The organism is Mariprofundus sp. KV, assembly GCF_013387475.1.
In the GTDB taxonomy this organism is placed as follows: domain Bacteria; phylum Pseudomonadota; class Zetaproteobacteria; order Mariprofundales; family Mariprofundaceae; genus Mariprofundus.
On the sequence record NZ_VWNB01000005.1, the window covers coordinates 1 to 16,734 of the forward strand.

The window sequence follows — 16,734 nt, forward strand, 5'->3', positions numbered from 1 at the left end:
TACCAGTGTGCTGGAGGGGATGAACAATCGCATCAAAGTCATAAAGCGAATGGCATACGGATACCGTGATAACGAATACTTCTTTCTCAAAATCAAAGCAGCTTTTCCCGGACTTCCGCGATGAACCTCTTTTTTTTACGCAGGAAGGCCGAAGTAGAGCAGGCTCATATCTTTATCAGAGCTGTTGACCACGGCATGCACTTCACCGGCATCGATGCGGATCGTGCTTCCCTCTCCAACTTTTACACTTTCACCATCAACGATGAATTCACCCTCTCCTGAGAGAAGGTAAAAAACCTCACAGATATGCTCATGATGGTGAGCTGAAACCTGCTGGCCGGGAGCCAGTATCGCTTGCGAAAGACGAACTGAGCAGGGCAACTCCGATTCATGCAGTAGCACCCTTTTCTTTATTTCAGGATCATGCGCCACAGCCTGAACTGCAACCATCTCAAGATTCACCACTTTCATCACGCCCCCCCTTTCATCCGCCACTGCTCTGAACTACTCTGCTGCAATGGCTGAACCGTTTAAGAATCTATTCAATGAAGTACTGATCGACAATGTTGCCGCCTCTCTGGTCAAACACTGCCCTGACTTTGATGCGATGGCCTTCAAATCATCGGTTTTCGACGCCCACTGGCAGCAGCGTGAGCTCAAGGATCGCATCTATCACATCGCCACATCTATGCAGCCCCTGCTGCCATCAGATTATGCGCAGGCCGTTGCGATCCTACAGCTTGCTGGCGCAGCGTTCTCCGGCGTTGAATATCTGATTTTTCCGGCTTATGTGGAACTGTTCGGCCTGGACGATTACGAGCCTTCGGTCAAAGCCCTTGAAGTGATGACCCCCTACTCCTCATCGGAGCTGGCTGTGCGCCCGTTTATCATCCGTTATGGAGATCGCATGATGACGCAAATGGAGCGATGGGCGGAGTCGGAGAATGAACACGTGCGCAGACTGGCCTCCGAGGGCTGTCGACCACGCCTGCCCTGGGCGATGGCACTGCCCGGGTTCAAGAGAGACCCTGGAGCTGTACTCAACATCATTGAAAAACTGATGGATGATAAATCCGAATATGTGCGCCGCAGTGTCGCCAATAATCTGAACGACATCTCCAAGGATAATCCGGACGTTCTGATCGATCTGCTGCACAAACGTTTGGGGAAAAACAGTAGAACCGATTGGATTCTTAAACATGCCAGCCGCAGCCTGCTTAAACAGGGAGATTCGCAAGTACTGCAACGGTTCGGCTTCAGTGATCCGGAGCATGTAAAAGCAGCAAATCTTGAAGTCGATCAAAACGTAGCTATCGGCAAACAGCTGGCTTTCTCCTTTCAACTGCAGACGACTGACAGAGAGCTGGGCAAACTGCGCATCGAATATGCGATCGATTTTATGAAGGCCAACGGCAGGCAGGCCCGAAAAATATTCAAGGTGTCAGAAGCCGACTATGCCGACACAACGAAAACAGTCGCTAAAACCCACTCCTTCAAACTGATTACTACCCGCCGTTATTATCCGGGCAGGCACGATCTTGCTGTGATTGTGAATGGCAAACAGCTGGCCTCAGAAGCCTTTGAACTGCTGGCTGAACAGCCATGAGAAACATCGGCAAAGTCTCAAGAACGTGGTTAAGAGCAATCGAACTCCACACACTGGATGATCTGAAGCGTTGCGGCTCAGTAGCTACCTATCGCATGATTAAATCGATGCAGCCTCAAGCTACGCTGAACCTGCTCCGGGCACTTGAGGGTGCGATTCTCGATATCGACTGGCGTCACATACCGTCGGACCGGAAAGATCATCTGCTCAAATCCCTGCAGCAGAATCACCCTGATATCTGATTATCAAGCCTTGTCGCCACTACCCTCCAGCTTGGATCTGATCACCTGGCTCATCTCCCCCACCTGATAGGGTTTAAGTAACAGCGTACAGCTCTCCGGTAGCGTCGTGCTGGCCATCGCCTCCTCACGATCATATGCAGTAGCAAATATCACAGGCACATCTGATCTGATCTCCTGCATCCTTCTGGCAGCCTCACCGCCACCGAGTCTGGGCATAACCAGATCAAGGATCACCAGATCAATCGTCTCACACTTTTCGCGGAACAGCTGCACAGCAGTCTCCCCGTCGGTAGCGGTCAACACCTGATAATTCAAACTGGTTAACACCGCCTCACCAACCTCACGCACACGCTCTTCATCGTCCACAAGCAGAATCGTTTCGCCATGACCTTTAATTGTTTCAAACGCCTTTTCCAGCTGCTGGCTGCGTCCTGCCTCTTTCACCAGTGGCAGATAGATATGGAAACTGGTTCCCTGACCCTCACAGCTATCCACCTCTATGACGCCGTGATGATTCTCGATCGCACCATAGGCCATCGATAGGCCAAGCCCGGTACCTTTCCCCACCTCTTTGGTGGTATAAAACGGATCGAAGATTTTAGCCTGTTCCTGCGTGGAGATACCACATCCGTTATCAACAATGGAGAGACGGGCAAACTGTTTCACATCCAGTTGAGGATGGCGGCTTATAAATTCCCTGTCAGCCGAATACTCATTCAGCAGTAACTCCACCTTTGGCTCTCTCACACCCGATACCGCATCATGCGCATTATTAAGAAGATTCATAATCACCTGCTGCAACTGGGTCTCATCACCAAGAATAACCAGATCTTCAGCCGGGATATCACAATTAAATTCAATGTTTTCAGGAATAACAACGCTGTTGAGTTGTAAAATCTCCTGCATGAAAGAGCTTAATCCGAACAGTTTCATCTGCACCCGGTCTTTGCGCGCAAAGGTAAGCAGCTGCTGAATCATCTTGGCTGCGCGAAACCCCAGCTGTTCAACAACCTCCAGTCGCTCATTGACCGTCGGGTTATCACCGACCAGTGAGCGCGCGAGATAGATATTGCCCGTCATGCCGGCAAGCATGTTATTAAAATCATGGGCGATGCCACCGACAAGTGTCCCCAATGATTCCATCTTCTGTGACTGACGAAACTGCTCTTCAAGCTGCAGATGCTCAGTCATATCCTTGGCCATCAGCAGATAACCGAGCTGTTCATCACCTTCTTTAATAGCTGAGAATTCGATATCAAGCGTACTCTCGCCATTGCCCTTAACCAGACTTTTCCTGTAGTGACCTTTCTTTTTCACTTCTGAGATAATCCGTTCCTGATCCAGAGAGGGAAAATGGCCATGAACCAGAAGGTTTTGCAGCGTGTATCCTGCCAGGGATTTATCATCGTATGAAAAGAGAGTGCTTGCCGCAGGATTTGAAATGGCAACAACCATCTGTTCATCCAGTGCAATAATGGCTGAATCAATCTCGGAATTCATAATATTGGTTAGCAGAACACTTTTACTCAGACGCTGTTTGGCATGGCTTAACTGGGTACGCATATGTTCCACGTAGCGTGTCTCAAAGGCAGTAAGCAGACTGGTCTGAGTGACAAGGCCAACAAGAAAACCATCATGATCCACTACCACCAGCTGACGAATCGAATGCTGTTGCAGCATTTCAGAGCTCTCGTATGCCGACACATTCAGATCAACCGTGATCACCGGACTACTCATAACATCAGCCACTGAGACGCCATCTGCACAGCCTGTTTTTTCGATAATGGCAGGGATATCACGCTCAGTGATAATTCCAACCGGTTGACGCTGACTGGTTACAACCACGGAGGTCTCTTCTCTTTCAACCATCATCGCAATAACATCAAAGAGCAGATCATCAGGCGCAACCCGAGCGGCAGTGGGAAGCATGACATCCATCGCACGTTTTTTATGCAGAAGATCCATCATGCTCACAGCACGTAACAGATCAGAATGCGTCAGAACGCCGGCAACTTTATCACAATCGGTCACCACCAGATGACGAATATCTCCGCACTTAAGCATCTCATAGGCATCAAAAACAGATGTATCTGCAGAGGCGGAGAGCACAGGTGAACTCATCACCTCTGATATGGGTTGTGTTAAATCGGTATTATGATGAACCAGGCGCATCACATCTCGCTCGGTAAGTATCCCTGCAGCTTTGGCCTGATCATCAACAGCCACTATGCAACTGATACGCTCATTACGCATGATGCCGATAGCCTTTGCTATCGTCTCATCCGGTTTTACCTGAAACAGTTTACCTGACAGTAGCTGATCCACCTTTGTCGACATCAAACACCTCCCCCGCAGTAGCAGCAACCTGCATACGGGCCAATCACGCACTCTGACAAGCAAGGTTAATGCCTTTCTCTATATTCGGGGATATGATCCGTAAATAGTTATCCCCTCAAAGGAGCGGCGTATGACCAAGGGAAGCTGTCTGTGTGGGCAGGTGAGATATGAGATCAGTGGTGAGATGGGGCCGATCACGCACTGCCACTGCCCGAGTTGCCAGAAGGCTCATGCTGCCGCCTTCTCCTCTGTTGCAGCCGTGCAACTTGCTGATCTGAGATTCACAGCCGGTGAAGCGCTGCTCAAGTTCTATGAATCATCGCCGGGTAAAAAACGCTACTTCTGCTCCAACTGCGGCTCCCAGATTTATGCCAAACGTGAGGATCAGAACCACTATATTTTTCGTATGGGTACCATTGATGGTGATCCCGGCACCCGGCCTGCCCAGCACATCTTCACCCGCTACAAAGCACCGTGGTACAATATCCATGATGATATCCCTGAGTTTCACGAATGGGTCGTTCCGGAACAGCAGCGCAGTGCATCGACAGCGCCTGCATATCAGCAGCTCTGCACGATCATGAAGATCACACTTAATCTGGCATCAAAAAGAGCGGCCAGCACCTCCTTGCTGCTGCTTGAGGTCAATGCGGATGAACAGCAAAGTCTGACGACTGAAATCACCCATGAGATAAAAGGCACGATTCGAGCCTCTGATCTGATCGAACCACTTGGCAACAGCCGCTTCGCCGTACTGCTCCCCTACACCGATGCCAGAGCCGCAGTGATCCTGGCTGAACGCATTCGCAAGAGTGTTAAAACTGTCGCTCATCCTGCTGCGATCAGTATTGGTGCTGCTACACTGACTCCGGATCAACTCAATGAGACAAACCTGAGAGAAAATATCGATCTGTTAATTCATATGGCAGAGAAAGCGTGCCAGAGCTCCAACAGAAGCGGTGGTGAAAAAGCGATCCATTTTGACCGTTAGCGTTTAATCAATCCGACAATAAAGATCAGGATCACGGCACCCAGCACTGCAGCCATCAGCGTACCGATCATGCCGGCAAAAGAGAAACCGAGAAAACCGAATACGAACTTGCCGATAAAGGCACCGATCACACCGATCACCATATTACCGATCAGCCCGTATCCGCCACCCTTCATCAGGTTACCGGCAATCCAGCCAGCCACTGCACCAATGAGTAGAAAAATAAGTAAATTCATCGTCACCTCCCGATACCAATCGATGAGAGCTTAACCAACTGTTGCTATTTCAGCCATGCACTCACTGCGCAGCAGGCAGCTGCCAGTCACCACCGAGCGATTTATACAGCAGTGTGAGCGTGGTAAGCAGACGTGTTTCACTGCTGATAATATCGTTGCGCGTTGTCATCAGTGAGCGTTCAGCATCAAGGATGACCAGAAAACTCTCCTCACCGGCCTCATAGCGCAGTTTGGAGATTTCAAAAGCCTCTACTCTGGAGGCCTCGGCAGCGCGCAGCTGTTGAAGTGTCTGCCACTCGCGTGCGTAGGTGATCAGGGCAGACTCCGTATCTTCCAGCGCCAGCAGAATGCTCTGCTCATAGCGGGCAAGTGCCGCCTTCTCTTCGGCGTTTGCCACATCAACAGCGGCATGCAGGGCGCCACCGGCAAACAGCGGCCAGTTCAGTAATCCGGCCAGTGAGCGGGTCAATGTGGCCGGGGTAAACAGATCACTGAACAGGCGCGCGCTGGAACCGAGTGAGCCGGTCAGTGAAAAACCGGGATAGAGATCAGCTGTAACAACGCCGATATTGGCCGTTGCCGCCGCCAGTTCACGCTCCGCCTGCAGCAGGTCGGGGCGTCGTTTGAGTAGCTCCGAGCGCAGCCCGACGGGGACACGATCACGGATCACCGGCATCGGTTTTTCTTGCGCAAGCGTTGCCAGATAAACTTCCGGCGCCTGACCGGTCAATACGGAGATACGAAAGATGCGCGCCATCATACGGGCTTCCAGATCGGGCAGTCCGGCCTGCACACTCTCCCGCTCGCCTCGTGCGCGCAGCAGATCCAGCTCACTGCTGACACCCAGTTCGGCCTGCGCAGCAGCAATCGCCTCCACCGCCGCAAGCAGCTCAATATTGTGCCTGCTCAGGGCAAGCTGACGCTGCAACCCGCGCAACTCAAAGTAGCTGGCTGCCACTTCGGCAATGACTGCAAGCCTCACCCCCTGCCGCGCAGCCTCTACTGCATCGATCCGGGCATCAGCCGCCTGCATCGCCCTGCGCGTACCTCCGAACAGATCAATCTCCCAGCTGGCATCAAGAGATGCATCAAAACTGTTGCGCGTGCCTGTGTTAGCGCCAAATCCGGTCTGCCTGCTATAGCGACTGCGACGCGCTTCACCTGTCGCATCGAGTGTCGGCAACAGCCCTGCAGCAGCCTGCTGTCTGATCGCTTTTGCCCGCTCAACATTGGCCAGCGCAACGGCAAGTTCGAGATTGTTCGCCGCTGCTTTCTCTATCACTTCAGAGAGCAGCGGATCATCGAACTGCTGCCACCAGATACGGGTTGAATCCGATGCCTGCAAAACCTCCTTCGCCACAACTTCACCCTGCCACTGCTCGCCATGTTTAAATGCCGGCTGCTTGTAATCCGGGCCAACGGCACAGGCAGACAGACTCAGGGCAAGCAGGCAGAGAGCAGCCGGTTTCATATCTTCTCCTCATGCTCAAGAAGCTCCGCTTCCAGCTTGCGGCCTGTGGCTTTAGGCGATGCGGTCTGCTGCGACCATAGTCGGTACATCACCGGCACGATAAACAGCGTGAAAAAGGTGGTCACCAGCACACCCGCCAGAATCACCGTACCGATCACCAGTCGCGTCTCTGCTCCGGCACCGGAGGAGAGTATCAGCGGCACTGCTCCCATCGCCGTGGTCAGTGCGGTCATGATAATCGGACGCAGACGTTTGCCGGTCGCCTCGATAATCGCCTGGCGGTACTCCACCCCCTCATCGCGCAGCTGATTGATGAATTCGACAATCAGGATGCCGTTCTTGGCGGCAATGCCGATCAGGATAATCAGCCCGATCTGACTGTAGATATTCAGGCTCATACCAAAACCCCAGAGCGCTGCCAGCGCACCGGTAATGGCCAGCGGCACCGTCAGCATAATGGTCAGAGGGTGCAGGAAACTTTCGAACTGACCGGCCAGCACAAGGAAGGCAACCATCAGGGCCAGTGCAAAGACCAGATAGATCGAGGACTCGCTATCGATAAAGTCGAGCGATGGCCCCTTATAATCAATGGTTGCGCCCGGTGGCAGGTTATCGCGCACCAGCCCTTCGAGATAGGCCAGCGCCTCACCCAGTGAATAATTATCAGCCAGATTGGCCTCCAGTGTAATGGCACGCTGGCGGTTGTAGCGGTTGAGTGTATTGCTGTCGGCAAACTCACTGACCTGCACCAGCGAGGAGAGTGGAATCAACTGGCCACTGAGCTGGGAGCGCACCCGGACATTGCTGATATCGGAGGGTTGCTGCTTGAGCGACTTCTCACTCTCCAGCAACACATCGTACTCCTTGCCGCGATCAATATAGGTGGTGACACGGCGCCCCCCCATCAGCGTCTCCAGCGTCCGGTTGATCTCACTCACCGAAACGCCCAGCGCATCAGCGCGATCTCTGCGCACTGAGAGGCCGATCTGCGGTCTGGTCTCATTGTAATCGTGGTCGAGTCCGACAAGGCCGGGATGTTCAGAGGCTTTGGCCATGATAATATCGCGCCAGCCGGCCAGCTCCTCATAGGTCGGGCCGCCAAGTACAAACTGCACCGGTTTGACCTCGCCGCCGCCGAAGGCCTGCCGCACCATACTGAAGACACGCACGCCGGGAATATCGGCGGTCAGCTGTTTGACCTGATCAAGATAGAACCAGATCGGTTTGCGCCCGCTGTCCCAGTGGCTGAGCACGACAATGCCGCGGGCATCACTGTAGTTGGAGGTGGCACCGAAACTGCCCGGTGCGCGCATCAGCAGACGCTGAATCTCACCGGTTTCGGTAAACGGCATCAACCGTCGTTCAATCTCATCCATATGTTCACGCAGATAATCATAGGAGGCACCTTCAGGCCCCTTGATCATAATATAAAAGACACCGCGATCCTCTTTGGGTGAATACTCCTGCGGGATCTGACGCAGCAATAGCACAGCAACCACCAGCATCAGGCCGATCACCAGCAGGGCCAGCCAGGGGCGATCAAGCATGCTGTTGAGTTTACCGAGATAGAAGCTTCGCAGCCGGGCAAAACTCTTGTCCAGACGCAGACTCAGGCCACTGCTGTCGCTGCGCCCCTGCAGCAGTTTCGAAGCGATCATCGGTGCGATGGTCAGGGCGGCGAAACTGGAGAAGACCACCGCCGCTGTAATGGTGATGGCGAATTCGCTGAACAGGCGTCCGATATCCCCCTCCATGAAGGTGATCGGAATAAATACGGCGGCCAATACGGCAGTCGTAGCGATAACAGCAAAACCGACCTGACGGGTACCACGAAATGCGGCAACCAGACGCGACTCCCCCATCTCCATACGCCGGTGAATATTCTCCACCACCACAATGGCATCATCCACCACCAGTCCGATGGCCAGCACCATCGCCAGCAGGGTGAGCAGGTTGATCGAATATCCAAAGGCGTAGAGCACGGCAAAGGTGGAGATCAGAGAGATCGGCACGGTCACCGCCGGCACCAGCATGGCGCGCATACTGCCAAGGAAGAGATAGATCACCGCCACCACCAGCAGCACGGCAATCAGCAGTGTTTTGAACACCTCATCAATAGCGTTATCAATAAATACACTGGAGTCGTAGCTCTGCTCCATATGCATGTGCGGCGGCAGCACCTCATTGACACGCGCCATCTCCTCTCTGGCCAGTCGGGCCACCGAGAGGGTGTTGGCCTTGGACTGCTTGACGATACCGACACCCACCATCGGGATACCGTTACCGCGCAGGATACTGCGCTCTTCGGTCACGCCGACCTCTATCCGTGCCACATCGCCGAGGCGCACCAGATATCCATCGTTGCCGCTCTTGAGCACCAGCCCGCGAAAATCATCGGCACTGCTGTAGCTGCGCTGCATACGCACGGTGAAATCGCGTTTTTCAGACTCCAGTGTACCGGCCGGCAACTCCACATTTTCACTGCGCAGCACCTGCTCGATATCACCGGCAGTGAGTGCGAAAGCAGCCAGCCGATCGCGATCCAGCCAGATGCGCATCGCCTGCTCTTTGGCTCCGCCAATACGTACACGCGCCACACCATCGAGTGAGGCAAAACGATCCTCCAGATAACGCCTGGCATAATCGGTGACCTGCATCGTGGTCATATCCTTACCGGTCAGATGTACCCACATAATCACCCGCTCATCGGCATCGGATTTACTGATATCGGGTGGGTCGGCACCATCGGGAAGGTCATCCATGATACGGGATACACGGTCGCGGATATCATTGGCCGCCGCATCGATATCGCGATTGATGCTGAAGCGTACCGATATATCAGAGCGCCCATCGCGACTCTTGGAGCTGATTGAACGCACCCCCTCTACACCGGCAATGCGCCCCTCGATCACTTCGGTAATGCGCGTCTCCACCACATTGGCAGCAGCGCCCCGGTAGTTGGTGGTGATGGAAACGACGGGTGGATCGATATCGGGATACTCGCGCAGCGGCAGATTGGAGAAGGAGAGAATGCCGAACACAATGAGCAGCAGATTGAGCACCAGCGCCAGCACAGGCCGACGCACACTGGTATCAGATATCCACATCTAGAACGCCTTCAGGAACGCAGTATGTCTCATCGGCCTGCTGCGGTTGGGAGAGGCAGTGACTGCCAGGTTTCGCTGACAGAGAGAGGTTGGCCCGGTTTAACAAAACCCATGCCGCGCACCACAACCAGCTCATCGGCGGCAAGCCCTGCGGTGATTTCAACCTGACCGTGGCGACGCAGGCCGGTCTCAACCGGCCTGATTTCAGCTTTGCCCTCAGCGTTCATCAGCGTCAGGAAATGTTTGTCCTGTTTCTGGGTCACACTCTCTTCCGGCACCATAAAACCCTGACGCTCATGCTTACGCAGCTCAATGCGCATCAACATGCCCGGTATCAGCCTGCCATCGCGATTATCAATCTCGGCCCGCAACAGTATTGAACGGGTCACCGGATCGATACGCGAATCGATACCGGTCAAACTGCCGCTAAAGGTTGCGCCGGGCAGCGCATCACAACTGGCCTGAATAGCAGCACCGACACTCAACCCCTCCAGCTCGGTGGAGGGGATGGTGAAATCGAGTTTAATGAGCGTGGCGTCATCCAGTGTCGTGATAACGGTTCCCGGCTGCAGCATCGCCCCGGGACTGATCCGGCGAATCCCCAAACCTCCGGCAAAGGGCGCTTTCAGCGTAAGCTCATCGATTCGTGCAGTGATCTGTTTGATGGTGCTGGTGGCCACCGTAGCCAGCGTTTTGCGCTCATCCAGATCGCGTCTGGCAGCGGCCTTGCGCGCCAGCAGTGTCTCCAGACGTTTGATTTCACGTCGATGTTCAGCCAGCTGTGCCGTAGCAGCGCCCAGTTGTGCCTGCTCCTCATCCTGCTCCATACGCACAATCACCTGCCCCGCTTTAACCTGCTGACCATCACGAAAGAGAATCTTCTCAACACGGCCGGCAATTCTGGCACTGATCTCCACCGATTCACGGGAGCGGGCTGTACCCAGCGCTTCTGTACGGTCAAACAGCGCTACAGGATGGGCTTTGAATACTACAACAGGTCTCTCTTCTGCCTGTTTGCCGGGCAACGGCTGATTATCACAGGCGCAGAGCAGCAGCGTGAGCAGCAGCGTGAGCAGCAGCCCAAAGAGATAAGGGGGAAACTTGTCTGAGATTACAGAGCAGCGGTTATACAACATAAGCTGCATGCTATCGGCAGGGGGGAAACTGTGACAGCAGATTTACACGATATTTACACTTCAACCAGCAACAGAATATGGCACGGCAGATTTCGGCATAACAGAAGCCGCATGAGAGAAGCCGGTGAGAATGCAGGCTTGCAATCGGGATTTGACTGATTATGATGCGCCGCCACTGTATGGGAAACCATGCAAACTACATACCTTGCTCCGGGCGCGCTAATCGTACCGGGGCGTACGTTTGTACACCGAGAGGAGCGCCGTTTTGTATTACGAAACTATTTTTATCGTTAATCCTGATATCTCTCAGGAAAACACCGAGAAACTGACCGATGGTCTGGTCGAAAAAATCGAAAAAGTCGGTGGCCGCATTGTTAAACGCGAAAACTGGGGTTCACGTCCGTTGTCATATACCATTGCCAACCGTAAACGTGGCAACTACATGCTGCTGGTAACAGATGGCAGTGCCGATGCGATCAAGACCCTTGAGCATGCGATCAGCCTTGAAGAGCGTATTATCCGCTCCCTGACCACCAAACTGACTGAACTTTCTGACAAACCATCTCCACTGCTGCGTCGCGCTCAGGCTGCTGCCAAGCGTGAAGAGGTTGCTGCTGAAGAGAAAGCTGAAGCGGCAGCTGCTGCTGAAGCAACTGCTGCACCTGAAGCTGCTGTTGAAGAGAAAGTTGCTGAGGCCGCACCTGCTGATGGAGCAGACGCAAGCGCCTGAGTTTAACCGCGCCCGAGTTTCGGGCCGGCTACGCAATTTGCGTAAACGCTGGACACCGGATGGGGCTCTGGCACTGATTGCGGAACTGGTAACATCACGCCCGCAACTGGGCCCGGTTCGAGCAGGAGTCCAGGATCAGCAACCGATGCCACTTCGAGCAACAGGCGAGATATGCAACACAATCTCGGCGCTTGAAGGCAGGCATGTTGTTGTTGAAGGCTGTTTACGCAGACGATTTTACAGCAGGGACGGTGAACCTTGCTGGGGACAGGTGGAGATCTGGGTTGAAGCATGCCGATTGAAAAAACAATCCGCAGCTGACCCGGAACAGACCTGAGAAGAGATTTAGGAGTAATAGATGAGTGAAGATGTAAAAACAACTGCTGCTGCACCAGCACGTCCACAGGGTGACCGCCCTGCACGTCCACAGGGTGACCGTCCTGCACGTCCACAGGGTGATCGCCCTGCTCGTCCACAGGGTGACCGTCCGCGTCGTCCACAGGGTGATGGTGGTCGTTTCCAGCGTCGTCGCAAGTTCTGCAAGTTCTGTGCAGATACAAGCCTGACCATCGATCATAAAGATCCGGATATGCTGCGCGGTTTCATTACCGAGCGTTGCAAGATCCTGCCATCACGCGTGACTGGCACCTGTGCCAAACACCAGCGCTCACTGACCACTGCGGTCAAACGCGCACGTGTACTGGCGCTGCTGGCATTCACCCCGCTACACCACGATTGATATCCTCGATCGTAGGGTGATCTGATGCAGGATCAGGCACCTGAACAGCAGGTTATGCCGCCGCTGGTTGATTTTATACTGACCCGGCGGCTGCCCTGTGCAGCACTGATGAGTTTCATGCTGCTTGGCATGTGGCTTCCGGCCATTGTACCGGGTATACCGACTGTCTTTGCCCTGCTGGTGATGACGCTGGGTATGGCCCTGCATCTGATGACTCCGGCACTGGTGGCACTGATCACCTTTGGTGGAGGGTTAAGATTTGCCCTGCAGGTTGTTGCTATCGCGGCAGCTGCAGTGACAGCCCTGAGCGGTTTCTCGCTCTCGGCAGGCGTGGTGACACTGCTGCTTTATGGTCTGCTGCCAGCCCTTGCTGCAACAGCCCTGATGCAGCCCGGTGGCGTTCGCCGCAGTGCACAACAGCTGGCAGTGGGCACAGGTATTGCGGTGATAGTCGGTCTGCTACTGGCAGCCGGCACGAAGAATCTGGGGCTGCAGGAGTGGGTCAACCTGCTACTGGAGCCACTGTTTGCTGATATGGCTGCGCTTCCGGCCGAACAGGTGCAGGCGATGCAGCTGTTCAGGGAGTCGATGGTTGCAGTGTTACCGGGCCTGTTGGCGCTGACACTGTGGATGACCTGGTGGGGTAATATGGGTTCGGCCCGTATTCTGGCCAGGAGATATGGTTTTTATCATGGTGAAGAGGCAAGCCTGCTCACCCTGAGTTTTGACAATGCACTGGCGTATCTGTTTGCTGTTGTGATGCTGCTGATGGTGATTGTCTCGGGTAATCTGCACTACCTTGTGGCCAATGCCGCGATCGTTATTGGCGGTCTGCTGGCAGCACAGGGGGTTATGGTTGCCCACAGCTGGCTGAAAGTGAAAGGACTGACTTTCTCAATCGGTCTGATGTATTTGATGTTACTCATCTGGTCTGCAATGATCGTACCATTCGTCATTGTCGGCCTGATGGATATTTGGTTTGATTTTCGCCGGAGATTTCCGGCTGCTGGAGGATAAAATGCAATTGATTCTTTTGGAACGTGTTGAAGGTCTGGGTAATGTTGGCGACGAAGTTACAGTTCGTCCCGGTTATGGCCGCAACTACCTGATCCCTAATGGTAAGGCTTCGCTTGCCACTGCCGGTAACCGCAGTGTGTTTGAACGCCGCCGTGCACAGCTTGAGAAGAAGCAGGAAGAAGTTCTGGCTGCAGCTAAAGCTGAAGCTGAGAAGATGTCCGGTCTGAGTCTTGAAATCGTACGTGCTACCTCTGATGGTACCCACCTCTACGGTTCAGTCAGCACTGTTGACCTCGCTCACCTGCTCACTGAAAACGGTTATACCGTTGAGCGTCGCAACATTCTGCTGGATGATCAGATCAAGGTTGTTGGTGATCACGAATTCCGTGTGCGTCTGCACCCGGATGTGACCGCTTCCCTGTCGATCAAAGTCTCTTCCGAGCAGCTTTGAGTCAAGCCATTCCCCTGCGTACCGATACGCTCAGAGAGCGTACACCGCCTCATGCCTATGATGCTGAGCGGGCGGTACTCGGGGGAATTATGCTTGATGCCGAGGCACTGGAGCGACTGGAAGGTTCACTAGAGCCTGAACACTTCTATGTCGAAGCCAATGCCCGGATTTTTTATGTTATCCAGGAGCTTTCAGCGCGCGGCCAGCCGGTCGATGCACTGACCATCAAGGATAATCTGGAGCGGCGCGATGAACTCGCCTCCTGTGGTGGCGAAGCCTATCTGGCCGATCTGGTCACTGCCGTCCCTACCTCCGCCAATGTAAAACATTATGCCGATCTTGTTCGCGAGCGTTCTGTACTGCGCGAGTTGCTCTCTGTCTGTAGCAGCGTTAGCCGCGATGTATATGAAGAGACCGCGCGTGATGTCAACGAACACCTCGATACCGCTGAGAAGAATATCCTCGCGGTTGCCGAGAAGTTCAACCGTTCCCGCCCCTCCTTTGCCAAGATGAGTGATCTGATGCTCTCAAGCTATCGGGAGCTTGAAGAGCGCTATGCCAATAAACAGCTGGTTACCGGCGTCTCCACAGGTTTTGATGATCTGGATGAGAAGACCTCGGGCATGCAGCGCGGCGATCTGATTATTGTTGCCGGCCGTCCGAGTATGGGTAAAACCGCCTTCTCGATGAATCTCGCCCAGAATGCCGCCATGCGTGCAAGTGATAAAAACAGCGGTGTTGTGGCTGTCTTCTCGCTTGAAATGTCCTCCCAGCAGATCGCCCTGCGTATGCTGGCCTGTGAGGCACGCGTGGACATGCAGCATCTGCGTACCGGTCGTTTCTCCTCTGATGACTGGCGCAAACTGGCAGCAGCCAGTGGCTCACTGGCAGAATCGAAGATCTTCATTGATGATACCCCGGCCATTTCAGTGATGGAGCTGCGCTCCAAATGCCGCCGTCTCAAACGTGAAAATAAAGGCCTTGATATGGTGCTTATCGACTATATCCAGCTGATGAGTGGTCGTGCCAGCTCTGAGAACAGAGCCCAGGAAGTTTCCGAAATCTCCCGCTCCCTCAAAGGTCTGGCCAAGGAGCTGGATGTGGCAGTGATCGCCCTCTCCCAGCTTAACCGCTCGCTAGAGCAGCGCGCTGATAAACGTCCGGTGATGTCCGATCTGCGTGAATCTGGTGCGATTGAGCAGGATGCCGATGTGATCATGTTCATCTATCGAGATGAGGTGTATAACAAGAAACCCGAGAACGAAGGTCTGGCAGAGATCATTATCGCCAAACAGCGTCAGGGTCCGATTGGTGATGTGAAGCTCACCTTCGTGCACCGCTTCACCCGCTTCGAAAACCACATCTCCGCCGGTTTCGACGACTAATTCATCTTTCCCGAACACCTGCATGCAGCAATTGCGGTCATTCAATCATTCGAATGATTTGGGGTTCGCCTCCCTGTAATAATGGCACCCCCAAAGCTTGCACGTCTCCTTTTTCTCCATACCGGAGAGCTGCTCTCTCACCTCTGAAATTACATGATGAATACAGAGCGTCTCATCGACCTCCCAGCACTGAGGCCCGTCTTTCTTACCGTACATGGGACACTCTGACTGTTTGCAGCCAAGATACTCGTAGCAGCGCATAGCACCTCCGCGTCATGACATACACACTCAACCGTATATTATAAGCTTAATTCCTACGGCCTTATTTGTCGAATGACCATTGGCCGGAGGCCATTGGTCGATGGGTAGCGTATCATTGAATAAATTTACGCTGAATTCCCTACCGTATTGGGAAAAGCATTCACCTGATCCCCCAGGGGAGCAAGCAATGGTGCTCCCATTGCGCGATAGCTTCAATTCACCTGATCCCCCAGGGGATGCCCTTCTCTCTCTTTGAGGTTAACATCGCGACCTCGCAGGGGGAAAGGGTATGAGTCAGCAGTTTAAAGATCGTATTATCATGGTGACCGGTGCATCTGATGGCATCGGCCAGCAGGTTGCCGCAGCGCTCGGTGAAGCAGGCGCCAGCGTTATTGCCCTTGGCCGCAGTGAGGATGGTCTGCAGCAGACAATGGAGCGCGTTGAAGAGCTCGGTAGTCGTTGCCTCTGTATCCCGTTTGATCTCAATGATTTCGACAACTACGGTAAACTGTTCCTCTCCCTTAAAGATCAGATTCCCCACCTTGATGGCTTGGTTCACTGCGCTGGTGATATGGATCGCTGCACGCCGCTGCAGTATGTGAAGGTTGATGATTTCCGTAAAATGCTCGATATCCATCTTACCGCACCGAATATGCTGACCCAGATCATGTTCCCGCTGCTCAGACGTGCTGAGGCTGCATCGGTGATCTTCACCAGCTGTGATATGGTCGATAAGGATATGGCCAACTGGCACGGTTATGGCATGGCCAAGCGGGCGCTCGCCTACGCTGCAGCGATGTGGCAGATGGAGCATCCCGACAAACCGTTCCGCTTCAACACCCTTAATCCGGGACGTGTACGCACCAAACTCTTTAAGCGCACCTACGGTGGTGAACATCCCGATATGGTGCCGCCGGCCAGTAGTGTGACCCCGGCCTACCTCTATCTGCTATCGGATGAATCCAAAGCGCTGCGTGGCCAGACCGTGCATGCCAGCGATCTGTTCGCAACCAAACAGTAATCGG

General features: G+C 53.8%; 17 protein-coding genes. 11 read left to right on the plus strand and 6 right to left on the minus strand.

What is annotated here, in order from left to right; translation table 11 throughout:
- Window positions 1–124, plus strand: a 124-nt coding sequence (locus F3F93_RS04965) for a transposase (protein ID WP_176958067.1), incomplete at its 5' end; no start/stop codon positions are given.
- An 11-nt stretch (window positions 125–135) separates the two neighbouring features.
- Here F3F93_RS04965 and F3F93_RS04970 read toward each other — a convergent pair.
- Window positions 136–471, minus strand: a complete 336-nt coding sequence (locus F3F93_RS04970; protein ID WP_176958068.1) for a cupin domain-containing protein — start codon at window positions 469–471, stop codon at window positions 136–138.
- A gap of 46 nt (window positions 472–517) precedes the next feature.
- Between F3F93_RS04970 and F3F93_RS04975 the strand changes: the two genes are divergently transcribed.
- Together F3F93_RS04975 and F3F93_RS04980 are read left to right on the plus strand one after the other, a co-directional pair.
- Window positions 518–1,606, plus strand: a complete 1,089-nt coding sequence (locus F3F93_RS04975; protein ID WP_176958069.1) for a DNA alkylation repair protein — start codon at window positions 518–520, stop codon at window positions 1,604–1,606.
- Window positions 1,603–1,848: a TfoX/Sxy family DNA transformation protein gene (locus tag F3F93_RS04980; RefSeq protein WP_176958070.1), complete on the plus strand. Its 246-nt coding sequence runs from the start codon at window positions 1,603–1,605 to the stop codon at window positions 1,846–1,848. The genes F3F93_RS04975 and F3F93_RS04980 overlap by 4 nt, the downstream gene beginning before the upstream one ends.
- A 3-nt stretch (window positions 1,849–1,851) precedes the next feature.
- On the opposite strand, the gene F3F93_RS04985 is transcribed toward F3F93_RS04980, so the two are convergent.
- On the minus strand, window positions 1,852–4,185 hold the full coding sequence (locus F3F93_RS04985) for a CBS domain-containing protein (RefSeq protein WP_176958071.1): 2,334 nt from the start codon (window positions 4,183–4,185) through the stop codon (window positions 1,852–1,854).
- Window positions 4,186–4,315: 130 nt separating this feature from the next.
- Between F3F93_RS04985 and F3F93_RS04990 the strand changes: the two genes are divergently transcribed.
- Window positions 4,316–5,176: a GFA family protein gene (locus F3F93_RS04990; protein WP_176958072.1), complete on the plus strand. Its 861-nt coding sequence runs from the start codon at window positions 4,316–4,318 to the stop codon at window positions 5,174–5,176.
- Here the strand turns inward: F3F93_RS04990 and F3F93_RS04995 are convergent.
- The 4 genes from F3F93_RS04995 to F3F93_RS05010 all read right to left on the minus strand — a co-directional run bounded on the left by F3F93_RS04995 (window position 5,173) and on the right by F3F93_RS05010 (window position 11,126).
- Window positions 5,173–5,412, minus strand: a complete 240-nt coding sequence (locus F3F93_RS04995) for a GlsB/YeaQ/YmgE family stress response membrane protein (RefSeq protein WP_176958073.1) — start codon at window positions 5,410–5,412, stop codon at window positions 5,173–5,175. The two genes, F3F93_RS04990 and F3F93_RS04995, sit on opposite strands and share 4 nt — an antisense overlap.
- A 61-nt stretch (window positions 5,413–5,473) precedes the next feature.
- Window positions 5,474–6,883, minus strand: coding sequence for an efflux transporter outer membrane subunit (locus F3F93_RS05000; protein ID WP_176958074.1), 1,410 nt, complete (start codon window positions 6,881–6,883; stop codon window positions 5,474–5,476).
- Window positions 6,880–9,990 (minus strand): efflux RND transporter permease subunit, encoded by a 3,111-nt coding sequence (locus F3F93_RS05005; RefSeq protein WP_176958075.1) that lies wholly within the window; start codon window positions 9,988–9,990, stop codon window positions 6,880–6,882. Before F3F93_RS05005 ends, F3F93_RS05000 begins: the two co-directional genes overlap by 4 nt.
- 29 nt (window positions 9,991–10,019) lie before the next feature.
- On the minus strand, window positions 10,020–11,126 hold the full coding sequence (locus F3F93_RS05010; RefSeq protein ID WP_176958076.1) for an efflux RND transporter periplasmic adaptor subunit: 1,107 nt from the start codon (window positions 11,124–11,126) through the stop codon (window positions 10,020–10,022).
- Between the two features lie 265 nt (window positions 11,127–11,391).
- Between F3F93_RS05010 and rpsF the strand changes: the two genes are divergently transcribed.
- The 7 genes from rpsF to F3F93_RS05045 all read left to right on the plus strand — a co-directional run bounded on the left by rpsF (window position 11,392) and on the right by F3F93_RS05045 (window position 16,730).
- The gene (rpsF, locus tag F3F93_RS05015; RefSeq protein ID WP_176958077.1) at window positions 11,392–11,856 is read left to right on the plus strand and encodes a 30S ribosomal protein S6; all 465 of its coding nucleotides are present in this window, start codon (window positions 11,392–11,394) and stop codon (window positions 11,854–11,856) included.
- Between the two features lie 37 nt (window positions 11,857–11,893).
- Window positions 11,894–12,193, plus strand: a complete 300-nt coding sequence (locus F3F93_RS05020) for a hypothetical protein (protein ID WP_241696991.1) — start codon at window positions 11,894–11,896, stop codon at window positions 12,191–12,193.
- Between the two features lie 21 nt (window positions 12,194–12,214).
- Window positions 12,215–12,595, plus strand: coding sequence for a 30S ribosomal protein S18 (gene rpsR, locus F3F93_RS12730; protein ID WP_176958079.1), 381 nt, complete (start codon window positions 12,215–12,217; stop codon window positions 12,593–12,595).
- Window positions 12,596–12,619: 24 nt separating this feature from the next.
- Window positions 12,620–13,612, plus strand: coding sequence for a DUF2232 domain-containing protein (locus tag F3F93_RS05030; protein WP_176958080.1), 993 nt, complete (start codon window positions 12,620–12,622; stop codon window positions 13,610–13,612).
- Between the two features lies 1 nt (window position 13,613).
- Window positions 13,614–14,063: a 50S ribosomal protein L9 gene (rplI, locus tag F3F93_RS05035; protein ID WP_176958081.1), complete on the plus strand. Its 450-nt coding sequence runs from the start codon at window positions 13,614–13,616 to the stop codon at window positions 14,061–14,063.
- Window positions 14,060–15,448 (plus strand): replicative DNA helicase, encoded by a 1,389-nt coding sequence (gene dnaB, locus F3F93_RS05040; protein ID WP_176958082.1) that lies wholly within the window; start codon window positions 14,060–14,062, stop codon window positions 15,446–15,448. Before rplI ends, dnaB begins: the two co-directional genes overlap by 4 nt.
- A gap of 550 nt (window positions 15,449–15,998) precedes the next feature.
- Window positions 15,999–16,730 (plus strand): SDR family NAD(P)-dependent oxidoreductase, encoded by a 732-nt coding sequence (locus F3F93_RS05045; protein ID WP_176958083.1) that lies wholly within the window; start codon window positions 15,999–16,001, stop codon window positions 16,728–16,730.
- The last annotated feature ends 4 nt before the right edge of the window (window positions 16,731–16,734 follow it).

Bases quoted from the DNA above. Each gene is read 5' to 3' on its own strand.
- F3F93_RS05005 (WP_176958075.1), bottom strand. From the start codon at position 9,990: ATGTGGATATCTGATACCAGTGTGCGTCGGCCTGTGCTGGCGCTGGTG.
- F3F93_RS04980 (WP_176958070.1), top strand. From the start codon at position 1,603: ATGAGAAACATCGGCAAAGTCTCAAGAACGTGGTTAAGAGCAATCGAA.
- F3F93_RS04975 (WP_176958069.1), top strand. From the start codon at position 518: ATGGCTGAACCGTTTAAGAATCTATTCAATGAAGTACTGATCGACAAT.
- F3F93_RS05030 (WP_176958080.1), top strand. From the start codon at position 12,620: ATGCAGGATCAGGCACCTGAACAGCAGGTTATGCCGCCGCTGGTTGAT.
- rpsR (WP_176958079.1), top strand. From the start codon at position 12,215: ATGAGTGAAGATGTAAAAACAACTGCTGCTGCACCAGCACGTCCACAG.
- rplI (WP_176958081.1), top strand. From the start codon at position 13,614: ATGCAATTGATTCTTTTGGAACGTGTTGAAGGTCTGGGTAATGTTGGC.
- F3F93_RS04970 (WP_176958068.1), bottom strand. From the start codon at position 471: ATGAAAGTGGTGAATCTTGAGATGGTTGCAGTTCAGGCTGTGGCGCAT.
- F3F93_RS04995 (WP_176958073.1), bottom strand. From the start codon at position 5,412: ATGAATTTACTTATTTTTCTACTCATTGGTGCAGTGGCTGGCTGGATT.
- F3F93_RS05045 (WP_176958083.1), top strand. From the start codon at position 15,999: ATGAGTCAGCAGTTTAAAGATCGTATTATCATGGTGACCGGTGCATCT.
- F3F93_RS04990 (WP_176958072.1), top strand. From the start codon at position 4,316: ATGACCAAGGGAAGCTGTCTGTGTGGGCAGGTGAGATATGAGATCAGT.
- F3F93_RS04985 (WP_176958071.1), bottom strand. From the start codon at position 4,185: ATGTCGACAAAGGTGGATCAGCTACTGTCAGGTAAACTGTTTCAGGTA.
- F3F93_RS05010 (WP_176958076.1), bottom strand. From the start codon at position 11,126: ATGTTGTATAACCGCTGCTCTGTAATCTCAGACAAGTTTCCCCCTTAT.
- F3F93_RS05000 (WP_176958074.1), bottom strand. From the start codon at position 6,883: ATGAAACCGGCTGCTCTCTGCCTGCTTGCCCTGAGTCTGTCTGCCTGT.